General features: G+C 70.7%; 17 protein-coding genes. 10 read left to right on the forward strand and 7 right to left on the reverse strand.

Annotated features, from left to right (window positions below; genetic code table 11):
• Window positions 1–74: 74 nt before the first annotated feature.
• Window positions 75–821 carry a hypothetical protein gene (locus Sp245p_RS34235; protein WP_014199904.1) on the forward strand — a complete coding sequence of 249 codons (747 nt, stop codon included), beginning with the start codon at window positions 75–77 and terminating at the stop codon, window positions 819–821.
• Window positions 818–1,810: a BMP family lipoprotein gene (locus Sp245p_RS34240; protein WP_014199905.1), complete on the forward strand. Its 993-nt coding sequence runs from the start codon at window positions 818–820 to the stop codon at window positions 1,808–1,810. The genes Sp245p_RS34235 and Sp245p_RS34240 overlap by 4 nt, the downstream gene beginning before the upstream one ends.
• A 6-nt stretch (window positions 1,811–1,816) precedes the next feature.
• Here Sp245p_RS34240 and Sp245p_RS34245 read toward each other — a convergent pair whose 3' ends face one another.
• Window positions 1,817–3,001 (reverse strand): pentapeptide repeat-containing protein, encoded by a 1,185-nt coding sequence (locus tag Sp245p_RS34245; protein WP_014199906.1) that lies wholly within the window; start codon window positions 2,999–3,001, stop codon window positions 1,817–1,819.
• 129 nt (window positions 3,002–3,130) lie between these two features.
• Window positions 3,131–3,883, reverse strand: coding sequence for an isochorismatase family protein (locus Sp245p_RS34250; protein ID WP_014199907.1), 753 nt, complete (start codon window positions 3,881–3,883; stop codon window positions 3,131–3,133).
• 279 nt (window positions 3,884–4,162) lie between these two features.
• Here Sp245p_RS34250 and Sp245p_RS34255 point away from each other — a divergent pair, with 279 nt between their 5' ends.
• Window positions 4,163–4,723 (forward strand): hypothetical protein, encoded by a 561-nt coding sequence (locus tag Sp245p_RS34255; protein WP_014199909.1) that lies wholly within the window; start codon window positions 4,163–4,165, stop codon window positions 4,721–4,723.
• Window positions 4,720–5,328, forward strand: coding sequence for a hypothetical protein (locus Sp245p_RS34260; RefSeq protein WP_014199910.1), 609 nt, complete (start codon window positions 4,720–4,722; stop codon window positions 5,326–5,328). Before Sp245p_RS34255 ends, Sp245p_RS34260 begins: the two co-directional genes overlap by 4 nt.
• 73 nt (window positions 5,329–5,401) lie before the next feature.
• On the opposite strand, the gene galU is transcribed toward Sp245p_RS34260, so the two are convergent.
• From galU to Sp245p_RS34275, 3 genes are all read right to left on the reverse strand, one after another.
• On the reverse strand, window positions 5,402–6,271 hold the full coding sequence (gene galU, locus Sp245p_RS34265; protein ID WP_014199911.1) for a UTP--glucose-1-phosphate uridylyltransferase GalU: 870 nt from the start codon (window positions 6,269–6,271) through the stop codon (window positions 5,402–5,404).
• A 133-nt stretch (window positions 6,272–6,404) separates the two neighbouring features.
• Window positions 6,405–7,160, reverse strand: coding sequence for a DnaJ domain-containing protein (locus Sp245p_RS34270; protein ID WP_082188312.1), 756 nt, complete (start codon window positions 7,158–7,160; stop codon window positions 6,405–6,407).
• Between the two features lie 18 nt (window positions 7,161–7,178).
• Entirely contained in the window at window positions 7,179–7,925 is a 747-nt protein-coding gene (locus Sp245p_RS34275) for a hypothetical protein (RefSeq protein ID WP_014199913.1), read from the reverse strand.
• A 196-nt stretch (window positions 7,926–8,121) separates the two neighbouring features.
• On the opposite strand from Sp245p_RS34275, the gene Sp245p_RS34280 reads away from it, so the two are divergent.
• Window positions 8,122–8,832 (forward strand): RluA family pseudouridine synthase, encoded by a 711-nt coding sequence (locus Sp245p_RS34280; RefSeq protein WP_014199914.1) that lies wholly within the window; start codon window positions 8,122–8,124, stop codon window positions 8,830–8,832.
• Window positions 8,833–8,835: 3 nt separating this feature from the next.
• On the opposite strand, the gene Sp245p_RS34285 is transcribed toward Sp245p_RS34280, so the two are convergent.
• Window positions 8,836–9,843 carry a BMP family ABC transporter substrate-binding protein gene (locus Sp245p_RS34285; RefSeq protein ID WP_052584563.1) on the reverse strand — a complete coding sequence of 336 codons (1,008 nt, stop codon included), beginning with the start codon at window positions 9,841–9,843 and terminating at the stop codon, window positions 8,836–8,838.
• Window positions 9,844–10,080: 237 nt separating this feature from the next.
• Entirely contained in the window at window positions 10,081–10,518 is a 438-nt protein-coding gene (locus Sp245p_RS34290; protein ID WP_014199916.1) for a GIY-YIG nuclease family protein, read from the reverse strand.
• 88 nt (window positions 10,519–10,606) lie between these two features.
• Between Sp245p_RS34290 and bioF the strand changes: the two genes are divergently transcribed.
• The 5 genes from bioF to bioB are packed head-to-tail and all read left to right on the forward strand — an operon-like array spanning window position 10,607 to window position 16,313.
• On the forward strand, window positions 10,607–11,788 hold the full coding sequence (gene bioF / locus Sp245p_RS34295) for an 8-amino-7-oxononanoate synthase (protein ID WP_014199917.1): 1,182 nt from the start codon (window positions 10,607–10,609) through the stop codon (window positions 11,786–11,788).
• The gene (locus Sp245p_RS34300) at window positions 11,785–12,588 is read left to right on the forward strand and encodes an alpha/beta fold hydrolase (protein WP_014199918.1); all 804 of its coding nucleotides are present in this window, start codon (window positions 11,785–11,787) and stop codon (window positions 12,586–12,588) included. Before bioF ends, Sp245p_RS34300 begins: the two co-directional genes overlap by 4 nt.
• Window positions 12,585–13,994: a dethiobiotin synthase gene (bioD, locus tag Sp245p_RS34305; protein ID WP_109139320.1), complete on the forward strand. Its 1,410-nt coding sequence runs from the start codon at window positions 12,585–12,587 to the stop codon at window positions 13,992–13,994. Before Sp245p_RS34300 ends, bioD begins: the two co-directional genes overlap by 4 nt.
• The gene (gene bioA / locus Sp245p_RS34310; protein WP_014199921.1) at window positions 13,991–15,295 is read left to right on the forward strand and encodes an adenosylmethionine--8-amino-7-oxononanoate transaminase; all 1,305 of its coding nucleotides are present in this window, start codon (window positions 13,991–13,993) and stop codon (window positions 15,293–15,295) included. Before bioD ends, bioA begins: the two co-directional genes overlap by 4 nt.
• A 25-nt stretch (window positions 15,296–15,320) precedes the next feature.
• A complete protein-coding gene (bioB, locus tag Sp245p_RS34315; RefSeq protein WP_014199922.1) occupies window positions 15,321–16,313 on the forward strand; it encodes a biotin synthase BioB in 993 nt (330 codons plus the stop codon).
• Window positions 16,314–16,344: the final 31 nt, after the last annotated feature.

Genomic DNA, 16,344 nt, shown 5'->3' on the forward strand with positions numbered 1-16,344 from the left:
TCAATTACCCTATGCGTCAACGCACCCATCCCGTCTAGACTGCGCTTGCCCCTCTCGTTCGGGAGTTCCGGCCGGTGCGCCGTCACATCCTCGCCCTCGCGCTGCTCCTCGGCGCCTCGCCCGCCTTCGCGCAGGTGGTGGCGCAGCACCTGTTCTTCGAGGCCGTGCCCGCGGCCTCCCCGCTCAACATGTCCTACGAGGCGCGGCAACGCCTGACCGAGCAAGCCCGGACCGAGCTGCTGCCCGCCATTCTCGACGCCGCCGGCCTGGATGGAGCGGCCGCGGTCGCCGACCTGCGGATGGGCGGTTACCAGCTCCGGACCAACCCGTCGCTCCACCTGACCCTGCGGCTGGAGGATGGTCCCGCCGACCGTCTGGCCGGGGCCATCGCCTGGAGCCTCGAACAGGACAGCGTCCTGGTGGCCGATTTCGACAGCGCCGACGGCGCCACCGGCTATGCCCTGGTCCGCTTTCCCGCGGGTAGCCTGACGCCGGACCGCGCCCAGCGCTTCTTCCTCGCTGCCGCGGCGGAGCATGAGGGGCTGGGCGGCGGCTACACCGCCTTCGGCGACACGCTGCTGTTTCTGAATCTGCGCGGTAACGACGGGACGCCTTACAGTGGTCTGCCCGACGAGGCCTTCGCGGAGTTTTTGCGCCGCGCCGCCGACGCCATCCCCGGTGCGGTCCTGGCCGCGACCGGACGCGCCGACGCGCGGCTCGTTCTCCAGCCGCCCCAGCCCGACAGCCCTGCCCTCGCCCCGCTGCGGGCGCGGCACGCGGCACTGGTGTCCGAAATCCTGACCGCCGAGCCCGCCCGATGACAACCCATCTCTCCCGCCGTTCCGTCCTGGCGCTGGGCGCCGCCGGCCTCGCCACGCTCGCCGCTCCGGCGCGGGCGCAGGACTTCGCGCCGGGGCTGCTCTACGCGGTCGGGCAAAAGTTCGACAAGAGCTTCAACGAGGGCGCCTTCACCGGCGCGGAGCGGTTCAAGGAGGCCACCGGGGTCGCCTACCGCGACTATCTGCCGGCCAGCACGGCGCAGTTCGAGCAGGCGGTGGCCGCCCTGCTGCGCCGCGGCGTGACCGACCTCGCGCTGATCGGCTTCTACTACGCCGCGCCGCTGGCCAGCCTCGCGCCGAGGCACCCCGCCGTCCGCTTCACCCTGGTCGATGCGGTGGTGGAGGCACCGAACGTCCAGTCCGTGACCTTCAAGGAGCAGGAGGGGTCCTTCCTCGTCGGCATGCTGGCAGCCATGGCCTCACGGACGGGAACCGTCGGCTTCATCGGGGCGCTGGACATCCCGCTGATCCGCAAATTCATCGCCGGCTTCCAGCAAGGTGCCCGTCACGCCCGCCCGGACATCGGCCTGCTGGTCAATTTCGTCGGCACCACCCCCGCCGCCTTCAACGACCCGACCACCGGGGCGGAGGTGGCGAAGGCCCAGTTCCAGCGCGGCGCCGACGTGGTGTTCGCCGGGGCCGGCGTGTCCAATTTCGGGATCTTCGCGGCGGCCAAGGATGGCGGGCGCCTCGCCATCGGGGTGGACAGCAACCAGAACCACCTCTACCCCGGCACCATCCTGACCTCGATGCTGAAGCGGGTGGATCTGGCGGTGGAGCGCGCCTTCGGGGAGGGCCGCAGCGGCGCCTGGACCCCCGGCCCGCGCGCCCTGGGGCTGGCCGAGCGCGGCGTCGATTACGCGCTGGACGACAACAACCGCGCGCTGGTCACCCCCGCCATGAAGGACCGGCTGGAGGAGGCGCGCGAGGCCATCATCCAGGGCCGCATCCGGGTGGCCGACGCCTCGTAGCCACCCTCAAGCGTATTGCGGTTCGACCCCGACGGCGAAGCTCAGGTCGGCGCCGCGCAGCGTTTCCGCCGTGGCGCGGACGCGCGTCAGGTCGGTGCCGTGCAGGATCGCGCGGGCGAGGCTGGTGTCGCGCAGATCGGCGCCGGTCAGGCTGGCCTCGGCGAGGTTGGTCGGCCACAGGCGGCTGCCGTCCCCGGCGAGGTCCACCGGGCGCAGCCGCGCCCGCCACAGCTTGGCCCCCGCCAGATTGGCACCGCGCAGGTTGCAGCCGGACAGGTCGGCGCTGGTGAAGTCCGCCTCGCGCAGGTCGCAGTAGGACAGATCCGCCATGACCAGCTTCGCCCCGGAGAAATCCGCCCCGCGCAGCCCGCAGAAGCGCATCACGCTGCCGGCGAGGAGTTGGTTGGCGAAGTTGTAGCCGCGCAGGTCGACTCGCTGCATCTCCAGCCGGAGGCCGGCGGCGGCGTTGCGCTCGACCCAGAGCTGGTGGGCGGAAATGCTGTCGGCCATTCGCCCGGCGAGGCTGACCAGCCCGGTCCCGTCGACGTCGATGCCGCGCCGCTCCAGCGTCTGGCGCAGTTCGTCATCCAGCCGGGCGCCGCACAGCAGGGCGCCCTGCATCTCCACCCGCTCCATCACCGCGCCGATCAGATTGGCGCCGATCAGGATGGTTCCGGTCATGTCACTGCCGGAAAAGGTCGCGCCGCAGAGATCGCAACCGGAAAAGTCGCACTGCGCCAGACGCGCGTCGGACAGGATGGCGCGGGCCATCTTGGACCCGATGAAGGTGGTGCTGCCGTCGGCGTTGCCCGCCGGCTTGCGTTCGTCCGCCCCCAGCATCATGCCCTTGCGCAGGTCGGCGCCGCGCAGGTTGGCCTCCTCCATCAAGGCGCCCTCCACCCGCGCGCCGCGCAGGTCGGCCCCCTCCAGCGACGCGCCGGTGAGGTCGGCCTTGGACAGGTCGGCGCCGAACAGGTCGGTGCGCGACAGAACGGCCCCGGACAGCCGGGCGCTGTTCAGGTTCGCCCCGCTGAGCTTGGCGCCGCTGAGGTTGATGCGGCGCAGCCCCAGACCCGACAGGTTGTGAAAGCTGAGGTCGGCGCAGCGCCCCTTCATGCTGGGGTCGCGCGTCAGCCATTGCTGATGCTTGACCAGCGCGTTGCGGATCGCCCTCAGATATCGCTCTTCCACGTGCGACGCCTCCGCGCCGTCCAGCCGTTTCCGCCGGCACCGCACGCCGGTTGAACGATCGGGACCCTTGCCACGCTGGGATGTTACCAGAGCCGCCTGGAAAAAGCGAAAGCCCTGATTTGCCTCGCCTCAGCGCAGCGTGTCGGACAGCAGCGCGCCGCGCGACGCCATCATGTAGAGCCCCATGTGGTGCGCCGGCTCCTGCGGGTGGGCCGCCGTCTCCGGCAGGCCGAGGTCCCGCGCCGTCTCCTCCGGCAGGTCGTAGGTGGCGCAGGCCGGCTCGTAGACCACCACGTCCTTCAGCGTCGGCATCATGCCGTGGTTGCGCGCGGACAGCAGGGTCAGGACGAAATCCATCACGCACACGTCGGTGCAGATGCCGACGGTGACGACCGACACCAGCCGGTTGCCGTTCACCCAGTCCACCAGCCGGTTGCGCCCGGCCTTGCCACCCGCGCCCAGTTCGGTCGCGCCGATGAAAAAATTGATGCAGTCCTTGGCGATCAGGGTCGCCGACGGCTCCGACTCGAGCCAAGCCAATTCGGACACCAGTTCGTCATGGCCGGTGCCGATCAGGCAGTGCGGGGGATAGGGCGGCTCCGGCTTGTCCGGGGCGTGGCGGTCCAGCGAGACGCAGATCGGCCAGCCGGCCCCGGCGAAGCGGCGGGCCAGACGGTCCGTCTCGGCGATCATGCGGTCGACCTGGGCGTTCGGCGCCGCCGGGGCGAGCGGACCGCAACCGACGGCGGCGAACCCCTTCACCTCGTCGACGATCACCAGCCCGGTGCCCCCGGCCGGCATCGCGTAGTCGCCGAGCGCCACCGGAAAGGTGCGGCGGATGGTGTCCAGCGCCTCGTCGCTGCGAGTCATCAGGTCCAGCATGGGTCCTCCCTTCAAACGGTGGAAATGTCAGTCCTGTGACCAGGGGTGCGCAACATTTCAGGACTGTGTCCAAGCACTGCGACATTGTGGCCGAACGCTTGCGCATGGGTCCGAAAAGATCAATGGAATTCAGCCCGATCGACCGTTTGTTGCAACCGCGCGACATATTCCTGTCTGCATGCGGCGGGCCGTGCGACGGAATACCGCGGTGCCAAGTCGTGGCTCCCGGTCCTCAATAAAGGAGACGTGAAGCTTCCGCCGCAACCATAAGGTACACCAATGGTTCTATCGGCCGAGTTCCTGGGCATGCTTCTGCTGGTCACCAGCGCCGCGGCGCTCGGCCTGTCCATCGTCATCGACGTTGGGCAGATCACGTCGGAGAAGGCGCGCCAGACCATGATGATGCGCCAGCACGACCGGAAGAAGACGGCGCTGGGCGAATGGACCCGCAAGCTGGAGCAGCGGCAGGAGGAAATGACCGCCTTCCAGGCCCGCACCACCGAATGCAACGGACGACGGCAGAAGGCGCTGTCGGAGATCAGGGCGCTGGAACTCACCAAGGTGGAGTTCGTGCATGAGCTGGGCGACGGCGAGGAGGCCGCTTGTTTCTGGGTCCGGCTGGCGGTGCAGGATGAGTTCCCCACCATCGAACGGCGCGACGTGATCTTCGCCCGCCAGATCTGGAGCTATCCGAACGTCGCCCACGTCTGGACCTACTCCGTCGATCAGGCGGCGGCGATGGCGCGTGTCGCCTTCACCGTGAAGAACGGCGTCCTGCCGACCATGGTCGTCCCGCTCGCCCAGGCACCCGACCCCGACGCGGAAGGAGCGGCGGCATGACCGGGATGATGCTCTATCTCAGCCTTGGGCTGATGGTGCTGACGGTGCTGTCCAACCGCTACTGGCGGCGGCAGCTGGAAGGTCTGCGGCAGGGCCAGCTGCGCATCCGTGAGAAGATGGAGGAGGTGGGGAAGGACGTGGAGGACATCGCCACCGCCTATTCCCAGATCACCCAGAAGCACGCCGAGGCCGAGAAGCGCGCCCAGAAGGCGGAGCAGGACATGCAGGCCGCCCTGAACGAACTGGAGGCGAGGCAGACCGCGCCGGTCGTGCGCTATCACGTGTTCGACCGCTCCGAACCCCGGCCGGGCCGGTTCTGGGAAGCCGCGGTGCGTCACTTGCCGAGCGAGGCCACCGTGATGACCGGCCAGCGCGGCTGGGTGGGCATCCGCCGCTGTCTCCTGACCGCCGAAACGGAACGGGAGGTGCGCGAGCGCGTCAGTGCCCGCTACCCGCGCAAGGCCGGATTCCAGGTGCTGGAGGTGGTGCCCTGCCGGGTCGCCGGACTGTCGGTGAACCGCATCCCCGAACTCAGCACCTTCCGCCGCTCCGCTCCGCCGGAGGAAGCCGCGCGGCCTCCCCGCCGGGCCGCCGGCGGCCGTTGACGGGCGCCGGCCCCGCAGGAAAACGGCTGGCCCGCGGGAAAAGGGCGGCGCCCTTCCCCGCGGGCCGTCCGCCTCAGCAGTACTTGCGCAGCATGTCGCGGACCTTGTCCGCCATGTCCGGACGGCGCAGCGCGTGGGCCAGCGTGGCTTCGATGAAGCCGACCTTGTCGCCGCAGTCGTAGCGTGTGCCTTCGAAGCGCAGGCCGTGGAACGGCTGCGTGCCGATCAGCTTGGCCATCGCGTCGGTGAGCTGGATCTCGTTGCCGGCGCCACGCTGCTGCTTCTCCAGATGGTCGAACACCTCCGGCTGCAGGATGTAGCGGCCGATGATCGACAGGGTGGAGGGCGCCTCTTCCGGCTTCGGCTTCTCGACGAGGCCGCGCACGGTGGCCAGACGGCCGTCGTCCTTCTCCACGTCCAGGATGCCGTAGCTGCTGGTCCGCTCGCGCGGGACGTCCACCACGGCGACGATGTTGCCGCCCACCTCGTTGTAGGCCTCCACCATCTGCTTCAGGCAGGGGGTGTCGCCCTGGACGAAGTCGTCGGGCAGGACGATGGCGAAGGGGTCGTTGCCGATCACCGCCCGCGCGCACCACACCGCGTGACCGAGGCCCAGCGGGACCTGCTGACGCGTGTAGAAGCAGCGGCCCGGCGCGATCTCGCTGTCGCGCACCACCTCGAGGGCGTCCTGCTTGCCGCGCTCCTCAAGGGTGCGGTTCAGTTCCGTGTCGGTGTCGAAATGGTCTTCGATGGCGCGCTTGCTGCGGCCGGTGACGAACACGAAATCCTCGATGCCGGCGGCCCGCGCCTCCTCCACGGCATGCTGAAGCAGAGGCCGGTCGACCAAAGGCAGCATTTCCTTCGGAATCGCCTTGGTGGCCGGCAGAAAGCGCGTACCGAGACCGGCGACGGGGAACACCACCTTGCGCACAGGCTTTCGCATTGGGGTTCTCTTGTGGTTGCTTGAGGAAATACTTCGAATACGGAGACGATTCGCAGGTTTGCAAAACGCTCGTCCAGCTTTCTGCCACAGAGAATTCGGTGGCGCAACACCCCTTCCGTAACCCGGCAAAAGGTTAGTTGCGAAGCAGCAAATCCTTCGCTTGGTTGATCTTGGCCGCCAAATAGGTGGACCCCCCATGATCTGGATGCACTTTCATCATCAGCCGTCGGTGTGCGTCCTTTACCTGTTCGGGTGTGGCTCCGGGCGACAACCCCAAAATATCATAGGCCTCGTCGCGGGTCATAGAACCGCCCCCACGACCGCCGCCACTGTCCTTGGAGCCGGGATTGTTCGCACCGCCAGCGGGTTGTTCTTCAGCGGTCTGCCAACCGGGATGGGCACGCTCCAACCACGCTTCCAGCACGGAGGCCGATTGCGCATCGTCGCGCCGGCAATCCTCCAGCAGCGCCAGCAATTGCCCCAGGGTCAGCGACTCCAGCGTTCGCCCGCGCCACGGCCCGTGCAGCACCTCCCCCGCCATCACCCCGGTGTCGTGCTGCAGCGTCATCCGCAGATAGAGCGTCTCGATTTGCGAGGTCTGTCCGCTGCCCGCGGAGGCTCCGTAGGACGAGGGGCGGAAGGCGTCGCGCAGCGTCCGCCAGCGTGTCAGCAACGGAAAGGCCAAGGCGCCCAGCATCATGGCGGTGCCCAGCCGCCCCGTCAGAGTCAGAATGACGACCGTCACGGCCGCCAGCGCGACGCCGCCATAGCGCACCGCCGTGGCGAGCGCACGCGGGTCCGCGGACACGAAGACGCGGGCCAGCATGGCAAGGCCGGCCACCAGAGCGATGCCCAGGAGAAAAAACCCAAACATCCCGCTCTGCCCCATCTCTAGCCGAATCCTGCCCTATGATGCATGGGTTTGGTCTCCGCGTCCCCCCTGTCCGCTCCCAAGCTGGCTGGTGAGAAGCCGCACCGCGTCTCCCCTCCCGCGGCTGTAATGCTCCAGCGCGGCCCGGCCGCCCGCCGCATAGACGGCGACCGCGCTCAGCAGGTCCCGCAATTGCTGGGCGGACGAGCCGTCGAACGGGCAATAGGCGCCGCCGCTCAGCCGCGCGATGGTCTGGAAGGCGCGTTTGGCGATCAGGTCCCCCCGCTCGTGGAAGATGAAGACGGGAACGCCCAGCAGCCCCAACTGGCCCGCCTGATGGGCGAGCTGATCGACGTCCTCCTCCATGCAGTCGCCGACGAAGACCAGCGCGTTGACCTTGCGGTCCCGCGTCTGCTTGATGCAGTGCCCCAGCACCCGCGCGATCTGGGTCTGGCCGGCCATGCAGGACACCGCGGTCATCCGCCGCAGCAGGTCCTGCGCGTTGCCGACCCAGGGGCTGGCCTGGCATTCACGGAATCCCCGGTAGTAGACGAGCTGGATGTCCAGCCCGCCCAGCGCGGAGGTCGCCTGGAACATCTCCCCTTGGATCTGGCAGGCGCGGTCCCAGGTCGGCTCGCGGCTGGCCGTGGCGTCCATGGCGAACATCAGGCGCCCGCGCGGCCCCCCCGTTGCCCGTGGAAGGGCCGCCACACGGCTCAGGAAATCGTCCACCTCGGTCTGGGTGGACCGCTGCTGCGCCGGCAGATTGTCGCGTTCAGCCATCGCCCGCATCCCTTCGCCACGGTGCTTCGTCATTCCGTAAAGATGGGCGGCGCGGCGGCATGGGTCCAGACTCGTCCATCCAAGACTCGTCCACAACGCCGCCCGTTGGGCAACAGGCTGTGCGCCGATAGGGTTCCGCGACGCGGAACATCCGGCGGGCTTGCCCCTCCCCCCGCGCCGTGCTTGGGTGGCGCCCATGAGCGACGCCGGAACCACCTTCACCCCCGCCACGCTGCGCGCCCGAATCCTGCACGAGGATGAGGACGTCTTCATCATCGACAAGCCCGCCGGGCTGGCCGTGCACAAGGCCGGGCGGATCACCGACCATCTCGACCTCTATCTGCCCTTCCTGGCGGAGGGGGACGGCACGCCGCCGCGGCTGGCCCACCGGCTGGACCGCGACACGGCGGGCTGCCTTGTGCTCGGCCGGTCACTCTGGGCGCTGAAGCGGCTGGGCGACATGTTCGCCGCCGGCCATGTCGAGAAGACCTACTGGGCAATCAGCGAGGGCATCCCGGAGACGGCGGAGGGGGTCATCGACTTCCCGCTGCTGAAGCTGCTGATCCCCGGCGCCTGGAACATCGTGACGCACCCCACCGGCCAGCCCGCCGTCACCCAGTACAAGGTGCTGGGAACCGGCAACGGGCGGGCATGGCTGGAGCTGAGGCCACGGACCGGGCGCACGCATCAGCTCCGCGTCCACAGCGCGGCCATCGGCTGCCCGCTGGTGGGAGAGCCCTATTACGGTCCGGTGCGCGTGCCGCCGGGAAACCTGCATCTGCTGGCGCGGTCGGTCACCTTCACCATGGCCTTCGACCGCGAGCCGGTCACCGCCCTGGCGCCGCCCCCGCCGCACATGCAGGACGCTCTGGCCGCCTGCGGCTGGACGGAACGAAGCGGGGCGTAAGGGTCAGCGCCCGACCTCGGTGACTCCGTCGGCCAGCCAGACCATGCGGCCAAGCTCCGCGTCGCCGCCGCGCAGGGCCTTGCCCTTGGCAACCACCGTCCGCCCGGTGTTGTCCTGGATCGGCCCGCGGAAGACGGTGGCGTTGCCGTTGGCGAGCTGCATCCGCGCCGCGTCGGCGTGCGCCCGCGCCTCCACCCCCACCGCCGGACCGTAGGCGGTGTTGCGCACGAAGCCCTGGTCGAAGCCGCCCTGGCGCAGATGCTTCCACGGCTTCCCCGCGGCGATCAGCGCGACGGTCTCGGCATAGGCCCTTTCCCAGGCCCATTCGGCCCCGGTCAGGAAGCCCTGCGGGGCGAAGGCCGACAGGTCGGTGTGCAGGCCGCAGCACAGGATGCCGTGGGCCTCCGCCACCTCGCAGACCGGGCGGGCCCCGTCGAGCTGGGCGGCCAGCACGTCGGCGCCGCCCTCGGCCAGGGCGCGGGCGGCCTCCGCGACCTGCTGCGGCGTCGCCGCCTCGCCGACGAAGGCGACGCGCAGCGCGGTGGCGGAATCGGCGCGCCGGGCGCCCAGCGCGAAGGCGTTCACGCAGCGCAGCACGTCCGGTGCGGGGTGGGAAGCGACGAGACCGATCGTCTTGGCCCGGCTGGCGTAGCCCGCGACGAGGCCGGAGATGTGCTGCGCTTCCTCCAGATAGCCTTCGAAGAAGCCGGTGTTGATCGGCAGCCGCTCGCGATCCAGCGGCGCGCCGGCAAACAGGAACACCGTGTCGCGGTGGGCGTCGGCCTGGGCCAGCAGCCCCGGCAGGGCGTCACCCGCAGCGGTGACGATGACGATCCGGCAGCCCTCGGGGCCGACCAGTTCCTCGGCCGTGGCGGCCAGCGTGCCGGCGGCGTGCTCCCGCTCCTCCAGCCGCAAGCCGGGCAAACCGGTCAGGGCGCGGGCGGCCTCCGCATGGGCTTGGTTGAAGCCGAAATCCGCGCGGTCCCCGCAGTAGAGGACGCCGACGCCCAAGTCGGACGATCCAAGGGCGGGCGATCCAAGGGTGGACGGTGCCGAGGGTGCCGATTGCCCCAACGCCTGGGGCGCCGTCAGAAGCATGGCCGCGGCCCCGAACGCCCGGAGGACATCCCGGCGGTTATGGGTCAATGTCTTCATGCCCGCCTCCCGATGACGGGGGACTATAACCTCCGGAAGGCGGTCGAACCAAGCAATTCGCCTCAATTCCCGTTCCGAAGCCCGTCCGGAGCCTCAAAACGGCGCATTGCGCAGCGGAATCGGCGCCCCGTCCGGCCAATGCAGCAGATGGCTGGCGCAGCGGCGGCAATCGCTGCTCCCAAAGCCGGGAACCGGCACCGGCAGGCCGGACAGCGCTACGACCAGGGCGCATTCGTCGCCGTCGGGAACGATCCAGGCGCCGAGCATCCGCCCCGCCGCGGTCAGCCGGTCGATGTGCCAGCGCTCCGGCTTGCCCTGGCGGAAATGGCGCCCCACCCGCGCGCGCAGGCCACCCGGCCCCCGCGCGCTGCCGCAGTAGAGGTAACGGCCCGGCGCCAGCACGCGCTCCGGCTTGCCGGGCAGGCGAAGCGGCAGGTCCCGGTCCAGCGCGATCAGCAGCACATAGGCTCCGGGCTCGGGCGGCAGGGTGTCGGGGCGGTCGTGGAATTGCGGATCGGGCGGCATGGCCATGCCAGTCTACCGCCGCCGAAGCGTGGGGGCACCGGTTGTTAATCGGACCTTTCGCCCCAGCGGCGCGCTCTGCTATCACGCCCGCATCATGTCCCTGCTCGACCCGCTGTTCCGCCAGCATCTCGACCGCCTCGACCGGCGCCACACGCGCCGCACCCTGCTGCCCGTGCGCCCGGAGGGGGCGGGGCGCATCCGGCGCGGCGGGCGGACGCTGCTGAACTTCTCCAGCAACGACTATCTCGGCCTCGCCTCCCATCCGCTGCTGGTGGAGCGCGCCGGCGACTGGACGCGGCGCTGGGGGGCGGGGGCCACGGCGTCGCGTCTCGTCTGCGGCACGCTGGAGCTTCACGCGGAGGTCGAGGCGAAGCTCGCCCGGCTCAAGGGCACGGAGGCGGCGCTTCTGTTCAATTCCGGCTGGCAGGCCAACGCCGCCGTCCTGCCCGCCCTGTTCGACCGCGAGCTTCTGGGCGTGGAGGCCCAGGTCTTCACCGACCGGCTGAACCACGCCAGCCTGCACCATGGCTGCGCCGCCGCCGGGGTGCGGCAGATCCGCTTCCGCCACAACGACCTCGACCATCTGGAAACGCTTCTGTCCCAACGCACGGGCGAGCCGGGCATGCGCTTCATCGTGACGGAGAGCGTCTTCAGCATGGACGGCGACCGCGCCGACGTGCCGGCGCTGGCCGCGCTGGCGGAGCGGCACGGCGCTTTCCTGTTCCTTGACGAGGCGCACGCGACCGGCGTGCTCGGCCCGCGCGGGATGGGGCTGGCGGCGCTGGGCGGCGGGCGCGTGGACCTCGCCATGGGCACCTTCAGCAAGGCGCTGGGCGGCTTCGGTGCCTACGTGGCGGGGTCGAGGGAACTCTGCGACTATCTGGTGAACCGCTGCGGCGGGCTGATCTACGCCACCGCCCTGCCGCCCGCCGTGCTGGGGGCGATGGACGCGGCGCTCGACCTCGTGCCGAAGCTGGACGCGGAGCGTGCGCGGCTCCAGGCCATGGCCGAACGGCTGCGGACCGCCTTGCACGGGCTGGGCGTCGCCACGGCGGGGTCGAGCACGCAGATCGTCCCGGCCATCACCGGAGCGGAGGAGGACGCGCTGGCCCTCGGCCGGCGGCTGGAGGAGCGCGGCATCCTGGGCATCGCCATCCGCCCGCCGACCGTTCCGCCGGGCACCAGCCGCCTGCGCTTCGCCCTGTCCGCCGCCCACACGGACGCCGACCTGGAGACGTTGGTGAGCGCGGTGGCCGACGCCTGGAGCCGGCGATGACTCGGCCGGCGATGACCCAGCCGCTGTTCGTTTTCGTCCATGGCTGGGGGTTCGGCCCCGCCGTCTGGGATGGTTTGCGGAACGCCCTTTCCGAGGTGGAGAGCGTGGCGGTGGATCTGGGCTTCTGCGGCCCGCCATTGATTCCTGCGCTCCCCACCGGACGCCCCGTCGTCGCGGTTGGTCATTCCTTCGGGGGGCTGTGGCTGCTGCACGAGCGGCCCTTCGCCTGGGACGGGCTGGTGCTGGTCAACGGCTTCCCCCGCTTCACCGAGGGCGACGGCTTCGCCCCCGCCACGCCGCGCCGGCTGCTGGACCGCATGATCGCGCGCTTCGACACGGCACCGGAGGCGGTGACCGCGGACTTCCTGCGCCGCTGCGGTGTCGAGACTCCATTGCCCGAGGGGCTGGACGCGGCCCGGCTGGGCGACGCGCTGCGGGCGCTGCGCGACTGGGACGCCCGCGACGCGCTCACCGGCCCAGTGCTGGCCCTGGCGGGGGCGCAGGACCCCATCGTCCCGCCGGCCATGACTGAACAGGCGTTTCACGACCACTCTGTCCCTCGCCCCTCCGGGGAGAGGGTGGTGCCGAAGGCGCCGGGTGAGGGGGTTCTCGGGGAACCGGACGATCAGGCATTGCGCAACCCCCTCACCCTAACCCTCTCCCCAGGGGGGAGAGGGGATGGTGGATACGGTCAGATTTCGGTCGAGTGGCACCCGGAGGGCGGGCATCTGCTGCCGCTGACCGCGCCGGGCTGGTGCGCGGAGCGGATCGCCGCCTTCGCCGCCGGACTGACGGCATGACCGCCGACCCGCGCAAGGCCGCCATCGCCGCCGCCTTCGGCAAGGCCGCCCCCCGCTACGAGGAACACGCCGCCGTGCAGCGCGTCGCGGCGGAACGTCTGGCGGAACGCGTCGCCCGTCTGCCGTTGCCGCCCCGCCCCCGCGTGCTGGAGATCGGCTGCGGCACCGGCTTCCTCAGCCGCGCCCTGCGCGAGCGGATCGGGCCGGCGGACTGGCTGTTCACCGACCTGTCGCCGGGCATGCTGGCGCGCTGCCGCGCCACGCTGGGTGACCCAGCCAATTCCGAATTCCGGATCGTGGATGGAGAACAGCCGGACCTCGACGGCCCCTTCAACCTCATCGTCTCCAGCCTCGCCCTGCAATGGTTCCGCAACCCCGCCGCCGCCCTGGCGCGCTGGGCGGAGTTGCTGGCGCCGGGCGGGCGCATCGCCGTCGCCACGCTCGCCGCCGACAGCTTCCTCGAATGGCGGGAGGCCCACCATGCGCTGGGGCTTGAGGCCGGCGTTCCCACCTACCCCACCCGCCACACCCTCGACCGGCTGTGGCCCGCCGGGGGCGAGGGATCGGTGGAGGAGGAGCGGCTGCTGCGCCGTCACGCCGACGGTCTGGAGTTCCTGGCCGAACTGAAGGGCATCGGCGCCCATCTGCCGGCGGAGGGCCGCCGCCCGCTGCCGCCGGGCGCCCTGCGCCGCGTGCTGCGCCAGCTGGAACGGCCGGAAGGACTGACCATGACCCATCACATCGCCTACGGCCTGTTCCGCAAGGACGGCGCCCAGCCCCGCGGGGTGTTCGTCACCGGCACCGACACCGGCGTCGGCAAGACGCTGGTCTCCGCGTGCCTCGCGCGGGCGTGGTCCGCCGTCTATTGGAAGCCGCTGCAAACCGGCCTGAAGGACGAGGGCGGCGACACACCCACCGTCACCTCCCTTGCCGCCCTGCCCGCGGAGCGCGTGCATCCGCCGGCCTATGCGCTGGCCGAGCCGCTGTCCCCCCACGCCGCGGCAGAGCTGGAGGGCGTCGCCATCGACGCCGGCGCCCTGACTCTGCCCGACACCGGCCGCCCGCTGGTGGTGGAGGGGGCCGGCGGGCTGATGGTGCCGGTGACGGAGGACGTCTTCATCATCGACCTGATCGCCCGCTTCGGCCTGCCGGTGGTGCTGGTGGCGCGCAGCACGCTCGGCACCATCAACCACACGCTGCTCAGCCTGGAGGCGCTGCGGGCGCGCGGGCTGGCGGTGGCCGGGGTGGTGCTGAACGGCCCGCCCAACCCCGGCAACCGCGCCGCCATCGAACGGTTCGGCAAGGTCCGCGTCCTGGCCGAAATCCCAACGCTCGACCGAATCGACGCCGAAACCGTCGCGGACGCGGCGGCGCTCATCCCTTCCTTCGACAGCGTGTTTCCATGACCGACACCGTTTCTCTCGACCAGCGCCACGTCTGGCACCCCTTCACCCAGGCGCAGACCGCACCGGAGCCGCTGGCCGTCACCCACGGCAAGGGAGCCAGCCTGTTCACCGAGGACGGGCGGGAAATCCTCGACCTCATCTCCTCCTGGTGGGTGAACCTGCACGGCCACGCCCACCCGGCCGTCGCCGGAGCCATCGCGGAGCAGGCGCACCGGCTGGAGCAGGTGATCTTCGCCGACTTCACCCACAGCCCGGCCGCCCGCCTCGCCGCCCGGCTGGCCGAGGTGCTGCCGGGCGGCCTCGGCCGCGTCTTCTACTCCGACAACGGCTCGACCGCGGTGGAGGTGGCGCTGAAGCTCGCCTGGCAGTACTGGCGCAACAAGGGCGAGGGCCAGCGCCGCCGCTTCCTCGCCTTCGAGGGCAGCTACCACGGCGACACCTTCGGCGCCATGGCGGCGGGGGTCGGCTCCGGCTTCTACGCGCCGTTCCAGGAGTTGCTGTTCGCCGTCGACCGCATGCCCTACCCGGCCACCTGGGACGGCGACCCGGAGGTCGAGGCCAAGGAGGCCGCGGCACTGGACTGGCTCGACCGCTGGCTGGCCACCAACGGGGCGGAGTTGGTCGCCGTCATCATCGAGCCGCTGGTCCAGGGCGCGTCTGGCATGCGCTTCTGCCGCCCGGAGTTCCTGCGGGCCATGGCGGCGCGGGTGCGGGCGGCGGGCGGCCTGGTGATCTTCGACGAGGTGATGACCGGCTTTGGCCGCACCGGCGCCCTGTTCGCCAGCCAGAAGGCCGGGGTCGCGCCGGACCTGATCTGCCTGTCCAAGGGCCTGACCGGCGGCTTCCTGCCGCTGTCGGTCACCGCCTGCGGCGCTTCGATCTACGAGGCGTTCCTCGGCGCCGGCTTCGACCGCGCCTTCGCCCACGGCCACAGCTTCACCGCCAACCCGCTGGGCTGCGCCGCCGCCCTGGCCTCGCTGGAGCTGACCACCTCGGCGGAGACCACCGCCAACCTCGCGCGCATCGAGACGCGGCACCGCGCCGCCATCGCCGACCTGTCCGGCCACCCGAAGCTGTCGCGCGGGCGCGTCATGGGCACCATCGCCGCCATCGAGGTGACCGACGCGCAGGGCTACACCGCCGCGGTCGGGCAGACGCTGAAGCGCTTCTTCCTGGAGCGGGGATTGCTGCTGCGGCCGCTCGGCCCCGTGATATACCTGCTGCCGCCCTACTGCGTGACGGACGGGCAGTTGGACCGCGCCTACGCCGCGATCCGCGACGCCGCCGATACCCTTCTCTGATTCGCTTTTCCCCCGAGGACCAACCATGCCCGACACCGCCATGCAGACCGCGGACTCCGCCACCACCACCATCGCCCGGCGCTGGACCCGCGCGGACATCCTGGCCCTGTTCGAGCTGCCCTTCATGGAGCTGCTGCACCGCGCCCACGAGACGCACCGCCAGCACCACGACCCGAACAAGGTCCAGCTCTCCACCCTGCTGAACATCAAGACCGGCGGCTGTCAGGAGGACTGCAAGTACTGCGCGCAGAGCGTGAAGTACGACACCGGCGTCGGGGCGGAGAAGCTGCTCGACCGCGCCCAGGTGCGCGCCGCCGCGGAGAAGGCCAAGCAGGCGGGCGCCGGCCGCTTCTGCATGGGCGCCGCGTGGCGCGAGCTGAAGGACCGCGACGTCGAGAAGCTGGCGAACATCGTCCGCGACGTGAAGGACCTCGGGCTGGAGGCCTGCATGACGCTGGGCATGCTGACCCGCCCGCAGGCCGACGCGCTGAAGGACGCCGGCCTCGACTACTACAACCACAACCTCGACACGTCGGAGGAGTTCTACGAGCAGATCGTCTCCACCCACAGCTACCGCGACCGGCTGGACACGCTGGCCAACGTCCGCGACGCCGGGCTGAAGGTCTGCTCCGGCGGCATCGTCGGGCTGGGAGAGAGCCGGGTGGACCGCGCCGGCCTGCTGGAGACCCTGGCGAACCTGTCGCCGCAGCCGGAAAGCGTGCCGATCAACAAACTGGTGTCGGTCGCCGGCACCCCGCTGGGCGGCGTCGACGCGTTGGACGCCTTCGAGTTCATCCGCACCATCGCGGTCGCCCGCATCCTGATGCCGCGCTCCTACGTCCGCCTGTCGGCGGGCCGCCGCTCGCTCAGCGACGAGGGGCAGGCGCTCTGTTTCTACGCCGGCGCGAACTCCATCTTCTATGGGGACAAGCTGCTGACCACCGGCAACCCGGAGCATGAGGCCGACCGGCGGCTGTTCGACCGGCTGGGGCTGGAGGCCGACGGCGGCGCCCACTGACGCGCCGGCGTCCCCGGCCCCTGCGCAAGAA

It is taken from the genome of Azospirillum baldaniorum (assembly GCF_003119195.2).
GTDB lineage: Bacteria > Pseudomonadota > Alphaproteobacteria > Azospirillales > Azospirillaceae > Azospirillum > Azospirillum baldaniorum.

Bases quoted from the DNA above. Each gene is read 5' to 3' on its own strand.
- Sp245p_RS34240 (WP_014199905.1), top strand. From the start codon at position 818: ATGACAACCCATCTCTCCCGCCGTTCCGTCCTGGCGCTGGGCGCCGCC.
- Sp245p_RS34250 (WP_014199907.1), bottom strand. From the start codon at position 3,883: ATGCTGGACCTGATGACTCGCAGCGACGAGGCGCTGGACACCATCCGC.
- Sp245p_RS34255 (WP_014199909.1), top strand. From the start codon at position 4,163: ATGGTTCTATCGGCCGAGTTCCTGGGCATGCTTCTGCTGGTCACCAGC.
- Sp245p_RS34260 (WP_014199910.1), top strand. From the start codon at position 4,720: ATGACCGGGATGATGCTCTATCTCAGCCTTGGGCTGATGGTGCTGACG.
- galU (WP_014199911.1), bottom strand. From the start codon at position 6,271: ATGCGAAAGCCTGTGCGCAAGGTGGTGTTCCCCGTCGCCGGTCTCGGT.
- Sp245p_RS34270 (WP_082188312.1), bottom strand. From the start codon at position 7,160: ATGGGGCAGAGCGGGATGTTTGGGTTTTTTCTCCTGGGCATCGCTCTG.
- Sp245p_RS34275 (WP_014199913.1), bottom strand. From the start codon at position 7,925: ATGGCTGAACGCGACAATCTGCCGGCGCAGCAGCGGTCCACCCAGACC.
- Sp245p_RS34280 (WP_014199914.1), top strand. From the start codon at position 8,122: ATGAGCGACGCCGGAACCACCTTCACCCCCGCCACGCTGCGCGCCCGA.
- Sp245p_RS34290 (WP_014199916.1), bottom strand. From the start codon at position 10,518: ATGGCCATGCCGCCCGATCCGCAATTCCACGACCGCCCCGACACCCTG.
- bioF (WP_014199917.1), top strand. From the start codon at position 10,607: ATGTCCCTGCTCGACCCGCTGTTCCGCCAGCATCTCGACCGCCTCGAC.
- Sp245p_RS34300 (WP_014199918.1), top strand. From the start codon at position 11,785: ATGACTCGGCCGGCGATGACCCAGCCGCTGTTCGTTTTCGTCCATGGC.
- bioD (WP_109139320.1), top strand. From the start codon at position 12,585: ATGACCGCCGACCCGCGCAAGGCCGCCATCGCCGCCGCCTTCGGCAAG.
- bioA (WP_014199921.1), top strand. From the start codon at position 13,991: ATGACCGACACCGTTTCTCTCGACCAGCGCCACGTCTGGCACCCCTTC.
- bioB (WP_014199922.1), top strand. From the start codon at position 15,321: ATGCCCGACACCGCCATGCAGACCGCGGACTCCGCCACCACCACCATC.